General features: G+C 70.4%; 15 protein-coding genes and 3 pseudogenes. 11 read left to right on the top strand and 7 right to left on the bottom strand.

Annotated elements, in window-relative coordinates; genetic code table 11:
- Positions 1-11 precede the first annotated feature (11 nt).
- Both AOK15_RS12850 and AOK15_RS12845 read right to left on the bottom strand, forming a co-directional pair.
- The gene (locus AOK15_RS12850; protein WP_055516033.1) at positions 12-551 is read right to left on the bottom strand and encodes a hypothetical protein; all 540 of its coding nucleotides are present in this window, start codon (positions 549-551) and stop codon (positions 12-14) included.
- A 32-nt stretch (positions 552-583) separates the two neighbouring features.
- The gene (locus AOK15_RS12845; RefSeq protein WP_055516030.1) at positions 584-1,240 is read right to left on the bottom strand and encodes a helix-turn-helix domain-containing protein; all 657 of its coding nucleotides are present in this window, start codon (positions 1,238-1,240) and stop codon (positions 584-586) included.
- Positions 1,241-1,514: 274 nt separating this feature from the next.
- Here AOK15_RS12845 and AOK15_RS12840 point away from each other — a divergent pair, with 274 nt between their 5' ends.
- Positions 1,515-2,198 carry an MmyB family transcriptional regulator gene (locus tag AOK15_RS12840; protein WP_055516029.1) on the top strand — a complete coding sequence of 228 codons (684 nt, stop codon included), beginning with the start codon at positions 1,515-1,517 and terminating at the stop codon, positions 2,196-2,198.
- An 82-nt stretch (positions 2,199-2,280) separates the two neighbouring features.
- Here AOK15_RS12840 and AOK15_RS12835 read toward each other — a convergent pair whose 3' ends face one another.
- The 4 genes from AOK15_RS12835 to AOK15_RS12820 form a co-directional block, all read right to left on the bottom strand.
- Positions 2,281-3,234, bottom strand: a complete 954-nt coding sequence (locus AOK15_RS12835) for a PDR/VanB family oxidoreductase (RefSeq protein WP_055516027.1) — start codon at positions 3,232-3,234, stop codon at positions 2,281-2,283.
- Entirely contained in the window at positions 3,231-3,419 is a 189-nt protein-coding gene (locus AOK15_RS12830) for a hypothetical protein (RefSeq protein WP_055516025.1), read from the bottom strand. The genes AOK15_RS12835 and AOK15_RS12830 overlap by 4 nt, the downstream gene beginning before the upstream one ends.
- Positions 3,416-4,486: an aromatic ring-hydroxylating oxygenase subunit alpha gene (locus AOK15_RS12825; RefSeq protein WP_205632116.1), complete on the bottom strand. Its 1,071-nt coding sequence runs from the start codon at positions 4,484-4,486 to the stop codon at positions 3,416-3,418. Before AOK15_RS12825 ends, AOK15_RS12830 begins: the two co-directional genes overlap by 4 nt.
- A gap of 279 nt (positions 4,487-4,765) precedes the next feature.
- Positions 4,766-5,563: a TetR/AcrR family transcriptional regulator gene (locus AOK15_RS12820; RefSeq protein WP_055516020.1), complete on the bottom strand. Its 798-nt coding sequence runs from the start codon at positions 5,561-5,563 to the stop codon at positions 4,766-4,768.
- 261 nt (positions 5,564-5,824) lie between these two features.
- On the opposite strand from AOK15_RS12820, the gene AOK15_RS12815 reads away from it, so the two are divergent.
- The 6 genes from AOK15_RS12815 to AOK15_RS12790 all read left to right on the top strand — a co-directional run bounded on the left by AOK15_RS12815 (position 5,825) and on the right by AOK15_RS12790 (position 17,516).
- Positions 5,825-7,642: a glycosyltransferase family 2 protein gene (locus tag AOK15_RS12815; RefSeq protein ID WP_240508406.1), complete on the top strand. Its 1,818-nt coding sequence runs from the start codon at positions 5,825-5,827 to the stop codon at positions 7,640-7,642.
- A 51-nt stretch (positions 7,643-7,693) separates the two neighbouring features.
- Complete coding sequence (gene galE / locus AOK15_RS12810; RefSeq protein ID WP_240508405.1) at positions 7,694-8,722, top strand: UDP-glucose 4-epimerase GalE; 1,029 nt, start codon at positions 7,694-7,696, stop codon at positions 8,720-8,722.
- Positions 8,723-8,751: 29 nt separating this feature from the next.
- Complete coding sequence (locus AOK15_RS12805) at positions 8,752-10,080, top strand: UDP-glucose dehydrogenase family protein (RefSeq protein ID WP_055516016.1); 1,329 nt, start codon at positions 8,752-8,754, stop codon at positions 10,078-10,080.
- Positions 10,081-10,102: 22 nt separating this feature from the next.
- Positions 10,103-11,077 carry a UDP-glucuronic acid decarboxylase family protein gene (locus tag AOK15_RS12800; RefSeq protein WP_079058450.1) on the top strand — a complete coding sequence of 325 codons (975 nt, stop codon included), beginning with the start codon at positions 10,103-10,105 and terminating at the stop codon, positions 11,075-11,077.
- Positions 11,078-11,082: 5 nt separating this feature from the next.
- Positions 11,083-12,783: a right-handed parallel beta-helix repeat-containing protein gene (locus AOK15_RS12795; RefSeq protein ID WP_079058452.1), complete on the top strand. Its 1,701-nt coding sequence runs from the start codon at positions 11,083-11,085 to the stop codon at positions 12,781-12,783.
- Positions 12,784-13,019: 236 nt separating this feature from the next.
- On the top strand, positions 13,020-17,516 hold the full coding sequence (locus AOK15_RS12790) for an aminotransferase class I/II-fold pyridoxal phosphate-dependent enzyme (protein ID WP_338059894.1): 4,497 nt from the start codon (positions 13,020-13,022) through the stop codon (positions 17,514-17,516).
- Between the two features lie 361 nt (positions 17,517-17,877).
- Here the strand turns inward: AOK15_RS12790 and AOK15_RS42030 are convergent.
- Positions 17,878-18,474, bottom strand: a pseudogene (locus tag AOK15_RS42030) (glycoside hydrolase family 15 protein); the annotation flags it as partial.
- A gap of 57 nt (positions 18,475-18,531) precedes the next feature.
- Between AOK15_RS42030 and AOK15_RS12785 the strand changes: the two are divergent.
- From AOK15_RS12785 to AOK15_RS12770, 4 genes and pseudogenes are all read left to right on the top strand, one after another.
- Positions 18,532-18,861, top strand: a pseudogene (locus AOK15_RS12785) (amidohydrolase family protein); the annotation flags it as partial.
- A 24-nt stretch (positions 18,862-18,885) separates the two neighbouring features.
- Positions 18,886-19,356, top strand: a pseudogene (locus AOK15_RS12780) (fumarylacetoacetate hydrolase family protein); the annotation flags it as partial.
- The gene (locus AOK15_RS12775) at positions 19,353-20,093 is read left to right on the top strand and encodes an SDR family NAD(P)-dependent oxidoreductase (protein ID WP_055516013.1); all 741 of its coding nucleotides are present in this window, start codon (positions 19,353-19,355) and stop codon (positions 20,091-20,093) included. The pseudogene AOK15_RS12780 and the gene AOK15_RS12775, both read left to right, overlap by 4 nt.
- Before the next feature lie 170 nt (positions 20,094-20,263).
- Positions 20,264-22,333 (top strand): phosphocholine-specific phospholipase C, encoded by a 2,070-nt coding sequence (locus tag AOK15_RS12770; protein ID WP_055516011.1) that lies wholly within the window; start codon positions 20,264-20,266, stop codon positions 22,331-22,333.
- Positions 22,334-22,397 lie beyond the last annotated feature (64 nt).

Below are 22,397 nucleotides of genomic sequence, written 5' to 3'. Positions count from 1 at the left end.
CGGCGGCTGCCTCAGCCCTGCGGGCCGCGGTAGCCCAGCGAGGCCCCGATCCGGCCGGCCAGGTGATCACGCCGCACGGGCCCACGCAGCGCGGAACCGGCGAGCCATGTACGGCACTTGCTCGCGAGCAGCAGCCCGAAGCTCTCGGCGTCCTGCTCGTCGGCCAGGTCGAAACGGGTCCGCGCGGCCACCTTCAGGACCGTCGCCTGTAGGTCGGCGTCCACGTTCAGTAAGCGCGCGGCGACCGCGGCACCCTCCGCGCCCTCCACAGGGTGGCCGCAGTGCCCGGCCTGCATGTGCCACAGCTCATGGCCGAGGATCACCAACTGGTGGTCGGGGGCCGTGCGTTCCTCGATGACGACGAGGTCCTGCTCGGCCATGTCCAGCCACAGACCACTGGCCGTACCGGGCGGGAAGGCGGCCGTACGGTAGTGCACGGGGCGGCCGCGGCGTCTGCTCATGGCGTCGCACAAGGCGCTGTAGAGGTCGGCGGGGTCCGCCGGCGCCGGGAGCGTCAGCTCGCCGACCAACTCGCCGCACAGACGGCGCATTTCCTTTCCGATGCCCACAGAAATTCCCCCGGTCAGGACTCGGGCCGCTTGACGCTCTCCAGCAGCATGTCCAGCCACTCCGCCACCTTGTCGCGGTGCTGGTCGGTGGGCAGCTGGGCCGCCCGCCAGGCGATGGAGCGCACACCGTGGTTCTGCAGCAGGCGCTGCAGCGGGTCGTCGGCGGCCTCGGCCGCCGCGCGCTCACGGTCGGCGAGCTGCTGGAGGAGCTCCTGCTCGGTGCGTATCAGGGCGCTCGCCAGGGCCTCCGGGTCCTCCGCGGTGAGGAAGCCGGCATGGACCCGGAAGAAGCGCTGGATGGCGTCGCAGTGTTCCATCGTGGGCCGCCGGTCGCCGTTGATCAGGGCACCGGCCTGCTGGCGCGACATGCCTGCGCCGTCGGCGATCTCCTGCTGGGTGTACTTGCGCCCGTTGGGTTTGAGCCGGGTGCGTCGCAGCAGGTCCAGGCGTTGCAGGAAGCGGGCCTGGATGTCCGGCTCACCGGCGCGCTGTCCGCTCAGCAGGGCCTTCACCACCGCCTCGGGGACACCGGAGGCGACCGAGAGCCGACGCGTGTCGAAGACCTCGGAGTGCGCCACGCCCAACTTGTCCGCCAACGCGGTGACGCGGGCCACGACGGCCGGCAGCAGAACCGTCGCCGCGGCGTCCGGAACCTCGAAGCCATCCGTCACCGACAGATCTCCTACGTCTCTCTCAGGCCAATTTCGCGGTACTGCGGAATCCGTGGATCCAAGCCTGGCGCGAGACCCTGGTCCCGGCAAGTACACCGTGAACTGCGGGGAGAGTAGCCGCTTCGTCGAACTCACATCCAGGTCTCGCCACAACTGTGGCGAGATTCAGCCGTCAACCGGCGCCGAATGCCACGATAGTTGACACGACTTCGCCGGGGGCACGAGGATCAAGAGGCCGCGTGAAGGCCGCAGAGGCAAGAGGGGTGACCTCCCGATGGCATATCAGGCAGGAGGGCAGCGGTCGGTACCGCGGCCCGTCCCCGACAGTCTCGAAGCCCGGGAAGCGCAGGCCTATCTGCTGGACTACGCCGCGCTGCTGGAGTCCGTCTCCTTCCCGTCCGTCGTCCTCGACCACGGCTGGGACGTCGTCCTCACCAACTCCGCGTTCCGGAAGCTGTTCGGCGGCGTGGGCCCGCACCCCACGGCCATGCCCGGCGACAACTTCCTGCGTTTCGTGCTGTTCCACCCCGACGCCGCCACGGTTCTCGGCGACCACGAGTCCAGCTGGTGCCTGCCGATGCTCGCCCACTTCGCCGCCGCCGTGGAGCGGCACGCCCAGGACCGCGGGCTGCAGTCGATCCGCCGGGACATCGCCCAGGACCCCATCATGGACGCCGCCTACCGCCACGGCCTGCCGCACTGGCTGCGCACGGTCGGCCCCGGTGCCGCACGGCACGACGGCGCGGTCCGTCCGCTCGTCCACCCCGACCCCCGCTGGGGCGCCACCGACTGCCGGGTCGTCGACGAGACCCCCGACACCCTCCGCGACCTCGGCTACACCCGGATGACCCTCGTCCTGCGCGAGGCCGGCCGGCCGTCGGAGTCCCCCCGCAGGCACCGCCGCTCCCGGCGGGCCACCGTGGGCCACCTCAGCGTGGTGCCCTCACCCGGCCGGTGAGCAGCACCCCCTCCGGTACCGCCGGCGTTCAGGTCGCCGACGGCGCCGGGGGTCAATCCTTCCCCGCCCGACGTCCCGCCGGCTACAGGTCGAGCACCAGCCGTGGGCCCCGGCAGCGGGACACGCAGATCAGCATGGTCTCCCCGGCCTCGCGCTCCTCGTCGCTCAGCACCGAGTCACGGTGGTCGGGGGTGCCCTCCAGGACATCCGTCTCGCACGTCCCGCAGGTGCCCTCCGTGCACGAGTAGAGCACCTCGACCCCGGCGGCCCGCACGGTGTCCAGCACGGAGATCCCGACCGGCACCGTCACCGTCTTCCCCGACCGCTCCAGCACCACCTCGAACTCGCTGTCCGGGCCCGTCTCCTGCTCCTTCGGCTGGAACCGCTCCACACGCAGCGCCCGTCCCGGACACCGCTCCTCGACCGCGTCGAGCAGCGGACCGGGACCGCAGCAGTAGACGAGGGTGTCCTCGGGCAGCTCGTCGAGCACCGACCCCAGGTCGAGGAGGCCCGACTCGTCCTGCGGCGCGACGGTCACCCTGTCCCCGTACGCGGCCAACTCGGCCAGGAACGCCATCGATCGACGGCTGCGCCCGCCGTACAGCAGTGACCACTCGGCGCCCGCCGCTTCGGCCGCGGCCAGCATCGGCAGGATCGGTGTGATGCCGATACCGCCGGCCACGAACCGGTAGCGGGGCGCGCCCTCCAGGGCGAAGTTGTTGCGCGGCCCGCGCACCCGCACCTTGTCGCCCTGGCTCAACTCGGTGTGCACGAAGGCCGACCCACCGCGCCCGTCGGGCTCCCGCAGGACCCCGATCCGCCAGGTGTGCCGGTCCGCCGGGTCACCGCACAGCGAGTACTGCCGCTCCAGCTCCGGGCCGAGCAGCACATCGATGTGCGCGCCGGGTGCCCAGGAAGGCAGTTCCTCGCCGAGCGGGTGGCGCAGGGTGAGAGTGAGTACGCCGTCGGCGGCGAACTCGCGCCCTTCGACGAGGAGTTCGGCCTCGTACGGCGACGAGGGCGAGGACGAGGTCATGAGCTGTTCCCTTGCGGCTCGTGTCCTTGGGGGTGGGCGAGCATCCACTCCCACATCTCGATCGGGTCCTGCGAGGTGTGCTCGCGTCCGCAGTGGCAGGTACCGTGCAGGACGTCGGTGCCCGGCAGCCAGTCCACGCGGTAGATCTCACCGGTCCCGATGGGCGCGGCGGGGGAGGCGCTCACTGGACCTTCTCCACGGGCTTCGCGCCCTCCTCGACCAGCCGGGCGAGGATACGGCGGGCGGCCAGACCACCGGTGTCGATGTTGATGCTCAGCTCCTGGTAGCCGGTGCGTTCGGTGCCGAGCGTCTTGTGCAGCAGGTTGAGCGCGTCGACGTCCTGCATCACGACGGTGTGGTTGTTGTTCCGCAGGAACTCGGTGACCTCGTCGTCCTCGATCGCCCAGTCGCGCGAGACCATCCAGAAGTCGTACACCTTGCCGTCGGTCGACGGGGTGATCGCGTACGTGACCTCGGTGTGGAAGCCGTTCGGGTCACTGCCGTCCGCCTCGGGGACCACGCCGACCGGGGCGACCCGGCTGTGCAGCAGGTACAGGCAGGGGGCGAAGTACTCGATGTCCTGCCAGCGGGTGATGCGGCCGGTGATACCGGTGGACCTGGCGTAGAACGGCGGGCAGTCGGCGTCGTCCATGTGCCGGCTCACCCGGACGATGCCGGCACCCTCGTCGACCTCGGTGGTGATCGGCGTCTCGGCGACCTCCGGGGTGCCGATGTAGCCGCCGTGCAGATACGTCTCGTGGGACAGGTCGAGCAGGTTGTCGACGAGGAGCCCGTAGTCGGCGTCGATCGGCTCCATGCCGCGCACGGTCACCCAGCCGGGGGAGTCCAGGTGCCTGGCCCGGGGGATCGCCTGCGGGTCGGCGAGCGCCGGGTCGCCTATCCACACCCAGATCAGGGAGTCCTGCTCGACCACCGGGTACGAGGCGACCCGCGCGGTCCGCGGAACGCGCTTCTGCCCCGGCACGTACACACAGGTGCCGGTCGTGTCGTACGTGAACCCGTGGTAGCCGCACACGATCCGGTCGCCGTCGAGCCGGGTGGGGGCCTCGGACAGCGGGTACCGCCGGTGCACGCACCGGTCGTGCAGCGCGACGGGTGTGCCCTCCTCCTCCGTCCGGTAGAAGACGAGCGACTCGCCGAGGATCGTCCGGCCGAGCAACTCCCGCCCGACCTCATGGGCGTAGGCGGCGACGTACCACTGGTTCCTGGCGAAGGCGGTCATATGAGGCATGGGCTTCCCGTCCCTGTCGGCGGGGCACCCTCGCCCCGCGTGCCGTGGTTGGGAACAGGGTCCTGACGGCTGTGGTGACCGCGCAAGGCGGCTTCCGCCAGGCGGAAGAGTCTCTGCGAAAGAGCCGGTCAGAGCGTTGTCATGCGTCCTGTTCGGCATCGGCATCGGCGGGGGTGCGGGGTGTCGCCGCTGGGCGGATCACTCCCAGCGCGCCCCCGTCACCGGCGTTCGGGTACCGCGCCCCGTTCTGCGCGGCACGCGCGCGGATGCCGGACGGGATCACCCGGAGGCGTCGGGCGGGTCGTCACCGTCCGGGACACGGGCGTCGAGCAACGTGTCCAGGCCCGCGGTGAGGCCCTCCGGGCCCTCGGGCTCGGCGAGGTCGACGGCGGCCGCGCGGAGCCGGGTGAACTCGTGCGCCGGCATCCGGTGCAGGCCGAGCCGGAAGGCCGGGTCGGGTTCCTCGGGAGCGTCCACCATGGCCCGGAGCTCGACGAAGACATAGCCGAGCAGCCACGCGGTGTACGCCCGGTGGGCCCTCGCCGCGGCGGCGTCCTCCAGGCCCGCCTGGTGCAGCAGGGTCAGAACCCGCTCGTGGTCCCGCAGCACGGCCGCGGGACGGCGTGCGAGCGGGACGGCCAGCATGCGGGTCGCCAGCAGAGGCACGGCGTGGGGGTGGCGCAGAGCGACCGAGTAGGTCGCGCGGGCGATGCGGTGGAGTTCCGCGCGCCAGGGCGGCGCATGTCGCGAGGCGTTCACGGTCGCCGGAGAAGACGCCGAGCCGTCCGCGCTCGGCGGTCCGGCCTCGCGGTCGGCGGCCAACGTGTCCTCCAGCTCCAGGTACAGCGCCTCGACCAAGCCGTCCAGCAGATCCTCCTTGCCCGCCGCGTACCGGTACAGAGCCATGGCCTCGACGCCCAACTCGGCGCCCAGTCGCCGCATGCTCAAGGCCCCGAGCCCTTCACGGTCGACCACCTCCAGAGCGGTGGCGAGGACCCGCTCCCGGCTCAGTCGCCCGTAGTGGCCTCGATCGCTGGCGCGTCGGCCCGCGCCGCCCTGTTCCGTCCGCCTGGCCATGCGTCGCCTCCAGCGAGGGTGAGCTTCTCGGTGTGACTTGACCCTATGCGCCCACCGGGGGAAAGTGTACGTATACGCCGTAAATATACGAGGTATGGACAGAACTTCTCAAGTACGGCATTTGCTCGTTATCGCACCCGGGCGCCGTGTCACGGCCCCGGCGTGGCGCAAGCCACCCCTCTCTGTGCGCGACTGAATACGGAGCGCTCTCATGACTGGCAGCCACCTCACGGTCTCCCGCGACACCGGCGACGGCCGACCGTGACCGGCAGGGCGGCGAAAGTGCCGCTGGAGGAGGAGATCCGAGGGCTGTCCGGCGGACAGGTCGCCCGGATCACGGCCGAAGGCCCCGTCTTCGGCCGTCGCCCGCCTGCGCGGTCCGTACGCCCCGACACCTTCGTGCGGGTGCTGTCCGGCGGGGACCAGGCCAGAGTCCTCGGGCTGGCCGTCAGCTGGGCTCTGGCCTTCGCCTGGTTCTGGGTGTGGTGGCTGCGGCCGGAGCACCGGGTCGGATGGGCCGGGCTGATCATCAACAGCGTCCTGCTGCTGTACCTGACGGCGCTCCCCTTCTACTTCCTGATGACCGTCAGCAGGCTGAAGCGTGTGAACCCCGCGCTGGAGATTCCCGCGCTGCCCGTCGCCTTCGTGGTGACCCGGGCGCCCTCGGAGGAGTGGTGCACGGTCCGCCGAACACTCGAAGCCATGTCGGCTCAGGTCTTCCCCCACCCGTACGACGTATGGCTGTGCGACGAGGACCCGACCGAGGAGATCCTCACGTGGTGCCGTCACCACGACGTCCATGTGTCATGCCGCCGAGGCGTCCCGGCGTACCACCGGGCCACCTGGCCCCGGCGTACCCGCTGCAAGGAAGGCAACCTCGCCTACTTCTACGACCGCTGGGGCTACCAGGACTACGCCGTGGTCTCCCAGCTCGACTGCGATCACGTTCCGGCGCCCACCTATCTGGCCCAGATGGTGAGGGCGTTCGCCGACCCGGCCATCGGGTACGTGGCCGCTCCGAGCGTCTGCGACGTCAACGCCGCCCAGTCGTGGTCCGCGCGGGGCCGGCTGTACCGGGAGGCCGTCTGGCACGGTGCGGTGCAACTCGGCCACAGCGACGGACTCGCACCGATGTGCATCGGCTCGCACTACGCGGTCCGCACCGCCGCGCTGCGCGACATCGGGGGTCTCGGACCCGAGCTCGCCGAGGACTTCTCCACGACGCTGCTTCTCAACTCGGCCGGCTGGCACGGTGCGTTCGCGATAGACGCCGAGGCGCACGGCGACGGACCCCTCACGTTCGCCGACATGGTCACCCAGGAATACCAGTGGTCACGCAGCCTCACTCTGATGCTGTTCGGTCTCATCTGGCACCACGTCGGCCGTATCCCCTTCCTGCGCCGTCTGCGCTTCGCCTACGCGCTGGGCTACTACCCGCTGCTCGCGCTGACCGTCCTGGCCGGACTGTCACTGCCGCCGATCGCGGTGCTCACCGGGCTTCCCTGGATGAACGTCAACTACTTCGACTTCCTCGTCCACTTCTGGTTCATGCCTGTGTGGGTCTTCCTGGCACTGTGCCTCATGCGGCGGCGCGGACTACTGCGCCCGCCCTCCGCCCCGGTCATCAGCTGGGAGGTCTGGCTGTTCGCCCTCGCCCGCTGGCCCTACATCGTCTGGGGCGTCCTGGGAGCGGTGCGCCAGCGGATGCGCCCACGGCCCGTGACCTTCAAGGTCACGCCCAAACGGCGCAGCGGACTCGAACCCCTGATGACCCGTCTGGTGCTGCCCTTCGCCGCCCTGGCGGTGTCCCTGGCCGCCGTCGCCCTGTTCGGAGAGCTGACGCGTCCCGCGGTGGGCTACGTCTTCCTGACCCTGCTCGGCGCCCTGGTCTACGGGGCGGTCGCCCTGGCCGTGCCCTTGCTGCACATACGCGAGACGGCCCGATCGGCGGGCACCGGCCTGCGTGCCGCCTTCGCCACCGCGAGGACTCCGCTGCTCGTCACCGTCGCCTCCGCGCTCCCCCCTCTCCTCGCCCTCATGTTCTTCCCCGCCTACGCGGTCACCGTGCTCAGCTGGTGAGCCCCGGTGCCCGCGATCAACCGCCCCCACGAGCTCGCTAAGGAGAAGCCCGTGCCAGCACCGTCAACCATCCTGATCACCGGTGGAGCGGGCTTCATCGGCAGTCACACCTGTGTCGAGCTGCTCGATCACGGCTACGCCCTGGTGGTGGTCGACAACTACTCCAACAGCTCGCCCCAGGTCTTCTCCCGCGTGCAGAAGGTCGCAGACCGCTGCCTGAGCGCCGTCTACCGTCTGGATCTGCGCGACAGCCGGTCCCTCTCCGACGTGTTGGACCGCCACTCCGTGGACGCGGTGGTGCACTTCGCAGGGAAGAAGGCCGTCGGTGAGTCGACGCGGATGCCGATCGAGTACTACGACACCAACATCGGCGGAACGACCGCCCTGCTGCGCGCTATGGACGGACACGGCATCCACCAGTTGGTGTTCTCCTCGTCGTGCTCCATCTACGGCGAGACGGACAAGGTGCCCCTGAGCGAGCGTGATCCGGCCCGGCCCACGAACCCCTACGCCGCGCCGAAATGGGCATGCGAACAGATACTCGCCGACGTGTGCAGGCTCCGTCCGGAGTTCAGGGTGCTGTCCCTGCGTTACTTCAACCCCGTGGGCGCGCACCCCAGCGGACTGGTCGGTGAGGCGCCCCGCGGCGGCGAAGTCAACCTGATGCCCCGCCTGGCCCAGGTGGCCGACGGCGAGCGGCGGAGCGTCACGGTGTACGGCGACGACTACGCCACCCGGGACGGCACCGGGGTCCGTGACTACATCCACGTCATGGACGTCGCCGAGGCGCACCGGGTGGCCCTGGAGCACCTCGACGACGCACCCGGAATGCGGGTGTTCAACCTCGGCGTCGGATCGGGCACCTCGGTCCTGGAACTGCTGGCCACCTTCGGCGAGACCTGCGGCAGGGACATCCCGTACACCGTCGAGGACCGTCGCCCGGGTGATGTGAGCGAACTGGTCGCCGACCCCCGCGTGGTCGCGCACGAATGGGGCTGGCGCCCCACCCGCGACCTCGCCGCGATGTGCCGGGACGCGTGGCGGTTCCGGCAGCTCAACCCTCTCGGCTACGCGGACTGAACCGTCCGCGACCCACGAAGGAGAACGACATGCGGATGACAGTCATCGGTACCGGATACGTCGGGGTGGTCCATGCCGCGTGCATGGCGGACATCGGCCACGACGTCCTCGGCGTCGACATCGACGAAGAGCGTATAGCGGCCCTGACCGAGGGCAAGGCCCCCATCTACGAGCCCGGCCTGAACGAACTCCTCGTCCGTACGGTCGCGTCGGGACGGCTGCGCTTCTCCACCTACGTGACCGAGGCCGCCCGGTTCGCCCGTCTGCACTTCGTGTGTGTGGGCACCCCGCAGATGCCCGGCGGTGAAGCGGCCGACGTCCGTTACGTCGACGCCGTCATCGACGGCATGGCGCCGCATCTGCGGCCCGGCAGCCTGATCGTCGGCAAGTCCACGGTGCCGGTCGGCACGACGGCCCGCCTGGGCGCCCGCCTGCGGGCCGTCGCAGCGCACAGTGAGATCGCCTGGAACCCCGAGTTCCTGCGCGAGGGCTTCGCGGTGGCCGACACCAGGCGTCCCGAACGGATCGTCGTGGGCGTCGAGTCACGGCGTGCCGAGGCGACACTGCGGGAGATCTACAAGCCCATGCTGATCAGCGGTGTCCCCTTCTTCAGCACCGACCCCGCCACCGCCGAACTCGTCAAGGTGGCATCGAACGCCTTCCTCGCCACCAAGATCTCGTTCATCAACGCCATGGCCGAGGTGTGCGATTCGGCGGGCGCCGACGTGGTGGCGCTGGCGGAGGCCGTCGGCGAGGACTCGCGCATCGGGCACCGGTTCCTGCAGCCCGGCCTCGGCTTCGGCGGCAGCTGTTTCCCCAAGGACATCCGTGCCTTCGCGGCGCGCGCCGAGGAACTGGGGGCCGGCGAGGCGATCTCCTTCCTCCACCAGGTCGACGAGATCAACACCCGGCAGCGACGCCGCACGGTCGACCTGGCACGGAACCTGGTGGGCGGCTCCTTCTCCGGCCGGCGCGTCGCGGTACTGGGAGCGGCCTTCAAGCCCGAGAGCGACGACGTGCGGGACTCGCCCGCCCTGGACGTCGCGTCGGCCATCAGCCGCGAGGGTGCCGAGGTCCGCGTGCACGACCCGGAAGCCGTGGACAACGCCCGGCCCAGGTTCCCCGAACTGCATTACACCCTCGACGTGCCCAAGGCGTGTGAGGACGCCGACCTCGTCCTGCACCTGACGGCATGGCCCGAGTACCGGAAGATCTCTCCCGCCGAACTGGGCCCCCTCGTGCGCGACCGGAAGATCCTCGACGCCCGGAACACCCTCGACACCGCCCCCTGGCAGTCGGCGGGCTGGAGCGTGAACGCACTCGGCCGTCCCCCGATGACCGGCTCATACGCCGCCTGAACGCGCGAATCCTGGAGGAATCATGCATGTCGTGGTCACTGGCGGGGGTGGCTTTCTCGGCTCGCACCTGTGCGACGCCCTGCTGCGCAGAGGGGACCACGTGCTGTGCGTGGACGACCTCTCCACGGGCGACCCGGAGAATACGGCGCACCTGGCCGGGCACCCCGGATTCACGTTCGTCCAAGCCGACGTCACCGCCGCGCTGGAGGTCCCGGGGCCGGTGGATGCCGTGGCGCACCTCGCCAGCCCCGCCTCGCCCCCCGACTACCACCGCCGTCCCCTGGCGACGCTGGCCGTGGGCAGCAGAGGCACCGAGAACGCCCTGCGGCTGGCGGTGGCGCGCCGGGCACGTTTCGTCCTCGCCTCGACCAGCGAGGTGTACGGCGACCCGGTGGTCCACCCCCAGCGGGAGGACTACTGGGGCAACGTCAATCCCGTGGGACCGCGCAGCGTGTACGACGAGGCCAAACGGTTCGCCGAGGCGCTGTCCACGGCCTACCGGCGCACCCTGGACGCGGACGTCGGCATACTGCGGATCTTCAACACGTACGGGCCGAGAATGCGCCCCCACGACGGCCGGGTGGTGTCCACCTTCATCCGGCAGGCACTGGACGGCGAACCGCTCACCATCTACGGGGACGGAAGCCAGACCAGGAGCTTCTGCTACGTGGACGACCTGGTCCGAGGCATCGTCGCCATGATCGACTCGGATCTCCCCGGACCCCTCAACCTCGGCAATCCCAGCGAGCGGACGGTGCGGGAACTCGCGGAACTGGTGAGGGGGGCGACCGGGTCGGAATCGGGCCTGGAGTTCCGTCCGCTGCCAGTGGACGATCCCACCCGGCGGCGTCCCGTGATCACGCGGGCGCAGCACCAGCTCGGCTGGTTCCCCCAGGTGACGATCGAGGAGGGGCTGCGGCAGACCGTCGGATGGTTCAGGTCCCGGCGCGGGCAGGCCTCGGCGGAACGAACGGCTCGCAAACCCGTGAGGTGCTGATCAGCATGCGGGACAACTCCGCACGGCGGCTGGTGGGGCGGTGCACGGGCTTCCTCGTGGCAGTGCCGTTGGCGCTCACCGGTGTCCTCGTCACGGGCTGCGTCGCGACTCCGCACTACACCGCCCCCACCCGTGAGTACTACGTGAGCCCGGACGGCGACGACCACAACGACGGCCGGTCCCCTGAGCGGGCATGGCGCTCGCTCAAGCGCGCCGACGCAGAGTCCTTCGAGCCCGGCGACCGGCTGCTGCTCCGGGGAGGCGGCCGTTTCCCGGGCCCGCTGCAACTGGGCGCGGACGACGCGGGCCGCGCGGACGAGCCGGTGGTCGTGGGCAGCTACGGCGGCGGGAGGGCCACGATCGTCGCGGACGCCACCCCCGGCATCAGTGTCTACAACACCGCGGGGGTGGAGATCCGAGGGCTGGTGATCGTCGGCCGGAACCGCGCCCATAGCGGTCAGGGCGGTATCCACGTCTACAGCGACCGGCCCGACGGCGCCAGACTGCGGCACGTGTCGATCGACGGCGTGGTGGTCTCCGGCTTCCGTATCGGCGTTCAGATCGGCAGTGCCAGCCGGTCGACCGGTTTCCGTGACGTGCGGATCACGGACTCCGTGCTGCGGGGCAACAGGGACATCGGGCTCCTGACGTACGGTCCCCCCACCGGTGAAGAGGCGCCCGACGGATACGCCCACCAGGACGTGGTGGTCTCGGGAGTCGAGGCGCACCACAACACGGGGGACCCCGGTGCCCACGATCGGCACACCGGGAACGGCATCGTCCTCGGCAGCGTCCGGGGCGGGCGGATACAGGAGTCGAGCGCTCACGACAACGGGACCCGCGCCTCGGCCAGGGCCAAGGAGGGGCCGATCGGTATCTGGGCCTACGACTCCACCGGTCTGATCCTCGAACGCAACCGCAGTTATCGCAATCACACGGGCTCACGGGTCGACGGAGCGGGCTTCGGGCTCGACTCGAACGTCTCGGATTCGACCGTTCAGTACAACCTGTCCTTCGGCAACGACGGTCCGGGGTACCACGCCTACACCAGCAAGACGAATGCCGCGCACGACAACAATGTGTTCCGCTTCAACATCAGCAGTGACGACGGGCGCAGATGGCCGGAGAGGGGCGGTATCCATATCCACGGTGACGGGATCCACCGGCTCCAGGTGTACAACAACACCGTGGTCATGACGCACATGGTGCGGCCGGGCACAGCGGTACGGCTGCACGCCACCTCCAGGAATGTCACCCTGCGGAACAACCTGCTGGTCACGGACGGCCCCCCGCCCGTCGTGGCGGACACGGCCTACCCGCGGGAGCAGGCCCTGCTGCAGGGCAACGACTACGTCAACACCGCCGGCCGCTGGAGCCTGCGATGGGGTGACAAGGTCTACTCCGGTCTCGCCGAGTGGCGGTCCGCCACCGGTCAGGAGACGGCGGACGGCCGGGGGACGGGCTTCGAGGCCGACCCCTGCTTCAGAGGAGGGGAGGCACCGGTCGTCAGGGACGAGAGCCAGGCCGCCCTGCTGGTGCCCGTGTGCGACACCTTGACGGACAAGGGCCTCGACCTGCGCTCGCCGTCCGGAACCGACATGGGAGGGCAGGACTACTTCGGTGAGGCGCTGGGAGGGGCCGTGCCGGTCGGAGCCGCTGTGCCGGAGACGGACGGAGCGAGCCGCACCGGCGGATCCCCCTCCTGACGCCCGGCCGGCGGTGGCGCCGGCCGAGGACGGCATCCTGGGCTTGCGAGGAGGCGTGGTTCTCCCCGGATGCGTCGCGGACCGTCCCCGCCTAGTCTCGACAACGAGACCGCCCCACATGTCCCAGGACGACACGGGTGGCTCTCTTCGGGTGTCGCCCGGACGCCCTCGCGGCTCCGTGGCGTGCGGACGATGTACATTCGGCGGCCCCCCTCCCGCGTGAGGAGGCGGTTTCCGTGACGCGGATCCACCGGTTGATGGCTTGTTACCTCCTCCTCGTGATCCCCTGCACGGTTCTGTACCTGACCTATCCGGCCCTTCGTACCGCCATGTGGGCCGTCATCGGGCTCGCCGGCGTCACCGCCATCCTGGTGGGTATCCGCATCAACCGGCCCTCCCGTCGCTGGCCCTGGCTGGCTCTCGCCGCCGCGAACCTCACCTTCACCGCGGGTGACACCTCGTACAACATCCTGAACGGCTTCCTCGACCAGAGCAGTCCCTTCCCCTCGGTGGCGGACGTCTTCTACCTGTCCACCTATCCGCTGTTCGCCGCGGGGCTCGTCGGGTTCATTCACTACTGCTGGCCGGGGAGGGACCTGCCGAGCCTGCTGGACGCGTTCGTTCTCACCGCCGGTCTGGGCGTGTTCCTCTGGGTCCACCTGATCGGGCCCCTGAGTCAGGCCGAGGGTATGACCTGGATACAGCGCGCGATCTCGATCGCCTATCCGCTGGGCGACGTGTTGATGCTGATGATGCTCACCTGCCTCCTCGCCTCGGGTCTCGGCATGACCCCCAGTGTGCTGCTCACTGTCGGTACGGTGGGAATGCTGGCGTCCCACGTGCTGTACGGGCTGCTCCAGTTGAAGGGAACCTGGCAGGTCGGTACCGCCATGGACCTGGGGTGGGTGGTGTTCTTCACCGCGTGGGGGTTCGCCGCGCTCCATCCGTCCATGCGGGACCTGACCGAGAAGATGCCCCGGCGCGGTTCGCCCGCCTCACCCGGCAAGCGCCGGCTCGCCCTGCTCGCGGCCGCCTCGCTCGTGGCGCCCGGTGTGCTCCTCTTCCAGGTCGTGCGCGGCGAGATCAGAGACGCGGGCGTCATCGCCGTGTTCTCCGCGGCACTGTTCCTCCTCGTCATCCTGAGGCTCGCGGGCGCGGTCGCGGTCCACCGCCAGGCCCTGGCCAGGGAACGCGGCCTGCGCATGGCCGCCGGTTCACTGCTGACGGCGGTCCGACCGCGCGAGGTGGCCAACTCCGTGGAGAGGGCGGTGAGCGCGCTGTTCGGGCCAGGTGTGGCGCACCGGACGGTCCTGCTGGCCGTGGAGGGAGACGGCGAAGGCCTGTACGCCGTGCGTACGGAGTCCCACGCGTGGAACTGGAGGATCAGCCGGGCCGACGCCGGGCCCCACGTGGTTGCCGCGCTCAGCGGCCACGAGGCCCTGCTGGTGCCGCTCGGGGAACTCGACCGGCGGGTGGTCGACGGTCTGGACCACACGAACCGGGCGCTGCTGTGCCCCCTCGCCCTGCCGGACCGGCCGAACGGGGAACCCCTCGTCGGCGCCCTGTGCGTGGCGGGCCCCGAGCGTGAACTGATGGAGCTGTGGAGTTCGCTCGAGATCCTCGCCTCCCAGGCGGCGCTGGCGACGGAGCGGGTGGAACTCAGCCAGGAGGTCAACCGCCGCAACAGCGAGGCGTACTTCCGTACGCTGGTGCACAACACCTCGGACGTGATCCTCATCCTGGACGACGACAACGCGGTGCGGTACGCGAGTCCGTCGGCCGACGGGATGTTCGGCCGCGAGGGCCTCCTCGGCGCGACGTTCACCTCGCTCGTCGATCCGCAGGACCGGGAGTGGGCCTGTCGGGCGCTGGCGGAGATGCGGGTCACGGGCGACCATGACATGCATGAGGACTGGCGGGTGCTGAGTCCGCAGGGACGGCGCATCGAGGTCGAGGCCCGCTGCAGCAATCTGCGTGCGGACCAGACGGTCCACGGACTCGTCCTCACCCTGCGGGACGTGACGGAGCAACGTCAGCTGGAGCGGGAACTCACCCGCCACGCCTTCCACGACTCACTGACCGGGCTGCCCAACCGCATGCTTCTCCTGGAGCGCATCGAGCGGGCACTGACGCGTGACCGTCGGAATTCGACCATCGCCTGTGTGCTCTTCATCGACCTGGACGACTTCAAGGTCGTCAACGACACGATGGGCCACACGGTGGGGGACGAACTCCTGTCCGCGGTGGGAGCGCGCCTCTCGGCGACGCTGCGACACAGCGACACGGCGGCCCGGCTGGGTGGCGACGAGTTCGCGGTGCTGATGGAGGGGGCGAAGGAACCGCTCGACGCGGAGATACTGGCCAGCCAGCTCGTGCAGAATCTCAACCAGTCGTTCCGGTTGTCCGACAGCGTCGTGAGCGTGTCGGCCAGTGTGGGCATAGCCACCGCGCTCGACAGCGAGGGCGCGGAGGAACTCATCGGCCACGCCGACCTCGCCCTGTACGCGGCCAAGTCCGCGGGGAAGCGGCAGTGGCGCCGATATCAGCCCGTCCTCCATGCCGACATGATGGAACGTCACGATCTCCAGGCATGGCTGGACACCGCGGTCGCGCAGAAGGTGTTCACCCTGCGCTACCAGCCCATCGTCGACCTGGGCGACGGCCGGATCACCGGCTTCGAGGCGCTGGTCCGCTGGCCGCACCCGCGGCGGGGCATGGTGCCCCCGGACGAGTTCATCACGCTCGCCGAGGAAACCGGGCACATCATGCCGCTCGGCGCCTGGGTGCTGGAACACGCCACGGCGGACATCAGGCGCTGGCAGCAGGCGTTCCCGGGGCAGCCCCCCCTCCGCGTCAACGTCAACGTCTCGGCACGTCAGTTCCGGGACCAGGGATTCCTGGAGGGGGTGCGTCGCGCGCTGGAGACGGCCGGACTGGAGCCGGGGTCGCTGGTGCTGGAGCTGACCGAAAGCGTCCTCATGCGCCGGGACGAACAGCTCGACGGCGTCATGGGTTCCTTGAAAGACCTCGGCGTGAGCCTTGCGATCGACGACTTCGGCACGGGATTCTCGTCATTGAGTTATCTCAGGGAATTCCCGATCGACGTCCTCAAGGTCGACAAGTCCTTCATCGACGACATCTGCGTGGACACCCAGCAGGTGGCACTCGTCGACGGGATCGTCCGCATCGCCGACACGCTCGGTCTCGAGGTCATCGCCGAAGGCATCGAGGACCCGGCTCAGCGCGACTTGCTGGCCGCCATCGGTTGTCGTCTCGGGCAGGGCTATCTCTTCGCCCGTCCGATGACGGTCGACCAGGCACAGACGCTGCTGCGCGGGAGGCAGAAGCGGACCGCCGGTCCGACCGACGGGAGGGGTGGTACGGCGCGACAGCCGGAGAACGGCTCTCTGCCCGGATCCCGGGCCGTCGGCCGGACGCCGGCGCGGCCCGTACCCACCGGGACCCGGAATGAGGAGAACACTCGGAAAGCGCATCCGGAGGTACGGGGGATCCGGCACGACCCGCGATGGGGAGACCTCGAACGCCTGCGCCAGACCAATCCCATGAGCGACGCGGTCCTGGACGAGGTCGACGGGCGACGGATCCGCTGCGGTGACCGGTGGCTGACCGATTTCGCGTCATCCAACTACCTCGGCTTCGACTTCGACCCGGAGATCATGGCGTCGATCGAACCGGAGGTGAAGAAGTGGGGCACTCATCCCAGCTGGTCCCGGATGATCGGCAATCCACGGCTCTACCCGGAGATCGAGGAGAGACTCGCCGCACTCCTCGGCGCACCGGACACCCTGGTCCTCCCCACGATCACCCTGATCCACACGTCGGTGATCCCGGCCCTCGCGGGGGAGGACGGGCAGGTCTTCGTCGAGGCGGAGGCCCACCGGACGGTGTACGACGGCTGCCTGATCGCGCGCGGCCGGGGCGCGACCGTACAGCGGTTCCATGCCGACCGCCCCGACCAGCTCGGGGATCTGCTGCGGGCCGCGCCGCCCGGGGCCGCCCGTCTGGTCTGCCTGGACGGCGTCAACAGCATGACGGGAAACATGCCCGACCTGGGCGAACTCGCCGGGCTGTGCCGGGACTCGGGCGCCCTGCTGTACATCGACGACGCCCACGGCTTCGGCGTCGTCGGTGAGCGCGGCGTCGACGAGACGTCCCCCTACGGATCCCGCGGCAACGGCACCGTACGCCATCTCGGCGAGACCTACGACGGCATCATTCTCGTCGGCGGATTCTCCAAGGCCTACTCCTCGCTCCTCGCCTTCATCGCCCTGCCCACCTGGCTCAAGGAGCATCTGAAGGTGGCTGCCGCGCCGTATCTCTACTCCGGGCCCTCACCGACCGCCTCCCTGGCCACGGTACTGGCCGGGTTCGACGTCAACGAGCGGCGCGGGGACGCCATCCGCGCCGACCTCCACCGCAAGACGGCCCATGTCCTGAACCATGTGCGCCGACTCCATGTCGACACTCCCAACACCTCCGGGCTGCCCATCATCGAGCTCCCGCTCGCCGACCCCTCCGACATCGACGAGGCCGCACTGTTCCTCTGGGAGAGGGGCATCTACGTCACGCTGGCGGCCTATCCCGTCGTGCCCCGTCACCGTGTCGGATTCCGTATCCAGGTGACCGCGCTGAACACCGACGAGGACGTGGAGCGGCTGAACGACACGCTGACCGCCCTCGCCGAGCGGTTCCCGTTCCAGACGAGGCAGTGAGGTCCGTATGAGCGACCCTCCCCGGGGCCTCGGCCACCGACCCCGCGACCGGGACGTGGACCGGGACACCTGGCCGGTCCAGGCGTACCTCGCCGAGAACTACCGCGAGCTCCACCCCTGCGAGCCGTATCGACGCGGTGGAGTGCGGCGCCGGCAACTCACCTGTCTGACCGGCCAGCTGCTGCGTGAGGGCATGGTGCTGATGAAAGCCGTCAGAACTCGGCGGCCTCCTCCCGCGGCCGCAGGACCGTGCGCTCCCCGACACGCCACCCGCAGAGGCCAACACCTTCCGCAGGGTGAAGGCCGTGTCGACCAGGGCGATATGACTGAACGCCTGAGGAGCGTTTCCGAGCTGTCGGTGCCGCTCCGGATCCCATTGCTCGGACAGCAGACCCACATCGTTGCGGATGTCCAGGACACGCTCGAAAATCTCGCACGCCTCCTGGGGACGACCGGTCGCGGCGAGCGCGTCGGCGAACCACAACGAACACGCGACGAACGCCCCTTCCGGCCCGTGCAACCCGTCCACCCCGTGCACCCCCCGCCGGATGTACGCATAACGGCGGAGGAACCCGTGGTCGTCCAGCGACCTGATCGCCTCGACGGTGCTCCGCACCCTTCCGTCGTGAGCGGGGAGAAAACCGAGTTTGGGGATCAGCAGCAGCGAGGCGTCCAGCGCCTGGGAGCCGTAGGACTGGACGAAGGATTTCTGTTCGTCGTCCCATCCCTCCCGGCGCACCTCCCGGCGCATCTCGCGCCAGCGCCCCACCGAACCGTTCACGCCCAGCATGCGCGCCATGCGCAGCGCACGGTCGGCGGCGACCCAGGCCATCACCTTCGAATGGACGAAGTGACGCCGGTGCCCGCGCACCTCCCACAGCCCCTCGTCGGGTTCACGCCAGTGCTCACCGAGATAGCTCATCAGCGAGTTCACCAGGCTCCACATGTGATGCTCCATGGGAATGCCGGAGCGCAGTGCGAGATGGAGGGCGTCCAACACCTCACCGTAGATTTCCTCGCCGCCCACGGCGGCGGCTATCTGCCCACCCACATCGGCCGCTCCGACCACGCCTGGACCACCCGCCCCGACGCGGCCGCCGGCTGCGCCCACCAGCCCAGCAGCTACCTGCGGCGCCTGTACTTGGACTCCCTCGTCCACGACCCGTACGTGCTGCGGGAGTTGATCCGGGCCGCCGGACCGGACCGGGTGCTGCTCGGCTCCGACTTCCCCTTCGACATGGGCACCGAGGACCCGGTCGGCGCACTGCGCGCGGCCCGGCTGCCCGACGCTGACTTCCACGCCGTACGGGGCGGCAACGCGGCCGCCCTGCTGCGCCTCACCTGACCCCCACAGGAGGACACCCACCGGTCCGCACGGGACCTCCAGTCCCGTGAGATGCGGGTCGGGCTCGGCCCCTGCAAGGGCAAGGACACCGCCGCCACCCTCGGCCCGTACCTCGTCACCGCCGACGAACTGGAGGAGTTCCGGGACGCCGACGGGTTCCTGCGGCAGGCCCTGACCGCCGCGGTGAACGGCGAGGTCGTCGGGCGGGACCTGCTGTCGAACATGAGCTGGACCTTCGAGGAGATGACCGCCTACGCCTCCCGGGGCACCTCGGTGCGCCCCGGCGACGTCCTCGGCTCGGGCACCTGCGGCAACGGCGGCTGTCTCGCGGAACTGTGGGGCGTACGGGGCGAGCCGTCCCCGCCGCCGCTGAGGCCCGGCGACACCGTCACCCTCACCGTCGAGGGCCTCGGCACGGTCTCCAACACGGTGGTCCCCGGCGCCGATCCGGTGCCGCTGCCGCCCGCCCGCCGACGCACCCGGGAGCGGCCGTGAGCGTACGGGGGAGGCTCGCCGGGAAGGTGGTCGTCGTCACGGGCGCCGCACGCGGCCAGGGCGCCGCCGAGGCCCTGGCCGGGGAGGGCGCCCGGGTGGTCGCCACGGACGCGCGACCGGAGGGCGACTGCCGCCGCCTCGACGTCACCAGCGAGCGGGACTGGACCGAACTCGCCGCCGAACTGAGGGCGTCGTACGGGCAGGTGCACGGCCTCGTCAACAACGCGGGCGTCACCTGGCGCGCCCGCGTCGGCGACGTCCGCCCCGAGGACTTCGCCCGCGTCCACGCCGTCAACGTCACCAGCCCGCTGCTGGGGATCCAGCACCTGGCCCCACTGATGCCGCCGGGCTCGTCCGTCGTCAACGTCGGCTCCTCCGCCGCGCTCACCGGCCACTACCCGGTCGCCTACACCGCCAGCAAACGGGCGCTGCGGGGGCTGTCGAAGGCCGCCGCCACGGAACTCGGGCCCCGGGGCATCCGCGTGAACACCATCCACCCCGGCTTCATCGAGACCGACATGACCGCCTCGGCCGCGCCCGTCTTCCGCGAGGCGAACCTCCGCGAGACACCGCTCGGCCGGGTCGGCACCGTGCACGAGGTCGCCCCGCTCGTCGTGTTCCTGCTCTCCGACGACGCCTCCTTCATCACCGGGGCCGAGATCCCGGTCGACGGCGGCCTCACCGCGCACGGCGGCGCCAAGTCACTCTCGGACGCGCTGCGCGCGGAGCCGACCTGACACGGCCCCTGACGCCCGCGTGACCCACCCGCCCGGCGCTGTTCGCGTCGCGGCCCCCGGTCCGTCACATCCGCGCCACGGCCCCTTCCCCGACATTCGTTCCTCTTGGACCATTCCTAGCGCGCAGGTCACATCCGACGCACCACGTCAGGACAAGAGGTCATCCACCCATGCCTGAAGTCAACCGGCGGCGATTCCTCCAGGTAGCGGGCGCCACCACGGCGTTCACCGCTCTGTCGGCCAGCATCCAGCGGGCCGCGGCACTGCCCGCGCACCACCGTTCCGGCACCATCGAGGACGTCGAGCACATCGTCGTCCTCATGCAGGAGAACCGGTCCTTCGACCACTACTTCGGCGCGCTGAGAGGCGTACGCGGCTTCGGAGACCCGCACCCGGTCACGCTGGACAACGGGAAGACGGTGTGGCACCAGTCGGACGGCACCAAGGACGTCCTGCCGTTCCACCCCGAGGCCGACGATCTCGGCATGCGGTTCCTGGAGGGCCTGCCGCACGGCTGGCCCGACGGACACGCCGCCTACAACGGCGGCAAGTACGACAGGTGGGTGCCCGCCAAGGGCACCACGACGATGGCGTACCTGACCCGTGAGGACATCCCGTTCCACTACGCCCTCGCCGACAGCTTCACCGTCTGCGACGCGTACCACTGCTCCTTCATCGGCTCCACCGACCCGAACCGCTACTACATGTGGTCCGGCTGCACGGGCAACGACGGCACCGGCGGCGGCCCCGTCCTCGGCAACGACGAACGCGGCTACGGCTGGACGACGTACCCCGAGCGCCTCGAAGCGGCCGGGATCTCCTGGAAGATCTACCAGGACATCGGCGACGGCCTGGACGCGGCCGGCTCCTGGGGCTGGATCGCCGACGCCTACCGCGGCAACTACGGCGACAACTCCCTGCTCTACTTCGACAAGTACCGTGACGCCAAGCCCGGCGACCCCTGGTACGACAAGGCCCGCACCGGTACGAACGTCAAGGCCGGCGACGGCTACTTCGACCGGCTGAAGGCGGACGTGAAGGCGGGCCGGCTGCCCCAGATCTCCTGGATCGCGGCGCCCGAGGCGTTCTCCGAGCACTCCAACTGGCCCTCGAACTACGGCGCCTGGTACATCGCCCAGGTCCTCGACGCGCTCACCTCCGACCCGGACGTCTGGGCGCGGACCGCGCTGTTCATCACATACGACGAGAACGACGGGTTCTTCGACCACGTGGTGCCGCCGCTGCCGCCGCGCTCGCCCGCGCAGGGCAGGTCGACCGTCGACGTGGGCCTGGACCTCTTCGCCGGGAGCGCGACACACGTGGCCGGGCCGTACGGGCTCGGACCGCGGGTGCCGATGCTGGTGGTGTCGCCGTGGAGCAAGGGCGGCTTCGTGTGCTCCGAGACGTTCGACCACACCTCGATCGTGCGGTTCATGGAGCGCCGCTTCGGGGTGCGGGAGCCCAACATCTCGCCCTGGCGCCGCGCGATCTGCGGTGACCTGACCTCCGCGTTCGACTTCTCCCGCAAGGACACCCGGCCGGCCGCGCTGCCCGACACGGACGCGTACGAGCCGCCGGACCGCGAGCGGCACCCCGACTACCGGCCGACCGTGCCGGCCGACCCGAGCATGCCGAGGCAGGAGCGGGGCCTGCGGCCCGCCCGGCCGCTCCCTTACGTGCCCCGGGTGGACGGTACGGCCGACCCGGCCGCCGGGACCTTCACGCTCACGTTCGCCTCCGGCGCGAGGGCCGGTGCCGCGTTCCTCGTCACCTCCGGCAACCGCACGGACGGGCCGTGGACGTACACCACCGGGGCGGGCAAGGCCCTCTCCGACACATGGAGCCTGGCGGCCTCGGGCGGCTGCTACGACCTCACGGCGCACGGTCCCAACGGCTTCCTGCGCGTCTTCGAGGGGCCGGGCGCGGGCCCGTCGGCGGGGCTGGAGGTCACCGCGCGGCCCGTCGGCGGCGACATGGAACTGACCTTCGCCAACAAGGGTTCCGCCGCGCTGAGCCTGCGGATCCGCAGCGGGTACGGCGCCGGTCAGGGCCGTACGGTCAGGGTGCGGGCCGGTGCCACCGTCCGACGCGTCGTGGACCTTGGGGCGAGCCATCGCTGGTACGACCTGACGGTGACCACGCCGGCGGCCCCCGGCTTCGTCCGCCGCTTCGCGGGCCACGTGGAGAACGGCCGGGTGGGCGTGAGCGACCCGGCACTGGGCCGGAAGGCCGACGTTTGAGGACCTGAGAGCGCGGGGGAACCGCGCGACCGGTCACGACGGCCCACGGACACTCGACCGCGGT

The organism is Streptomyces ossamyceticus (genome assembly GCF_001418475.1).
In the GTDB taxonomy this organism is placed as follows: Bacteria; Actinomycetota; Actinomycetes; order Streptomycetales; family Streptomycetaceae; genus Streptomyces; species Streptomyces ossamyceticus.
Note: the sequence above shows the minus strand (reverse complement) of the source record. Positions and strands in the feature narration are given on the sequence as shown.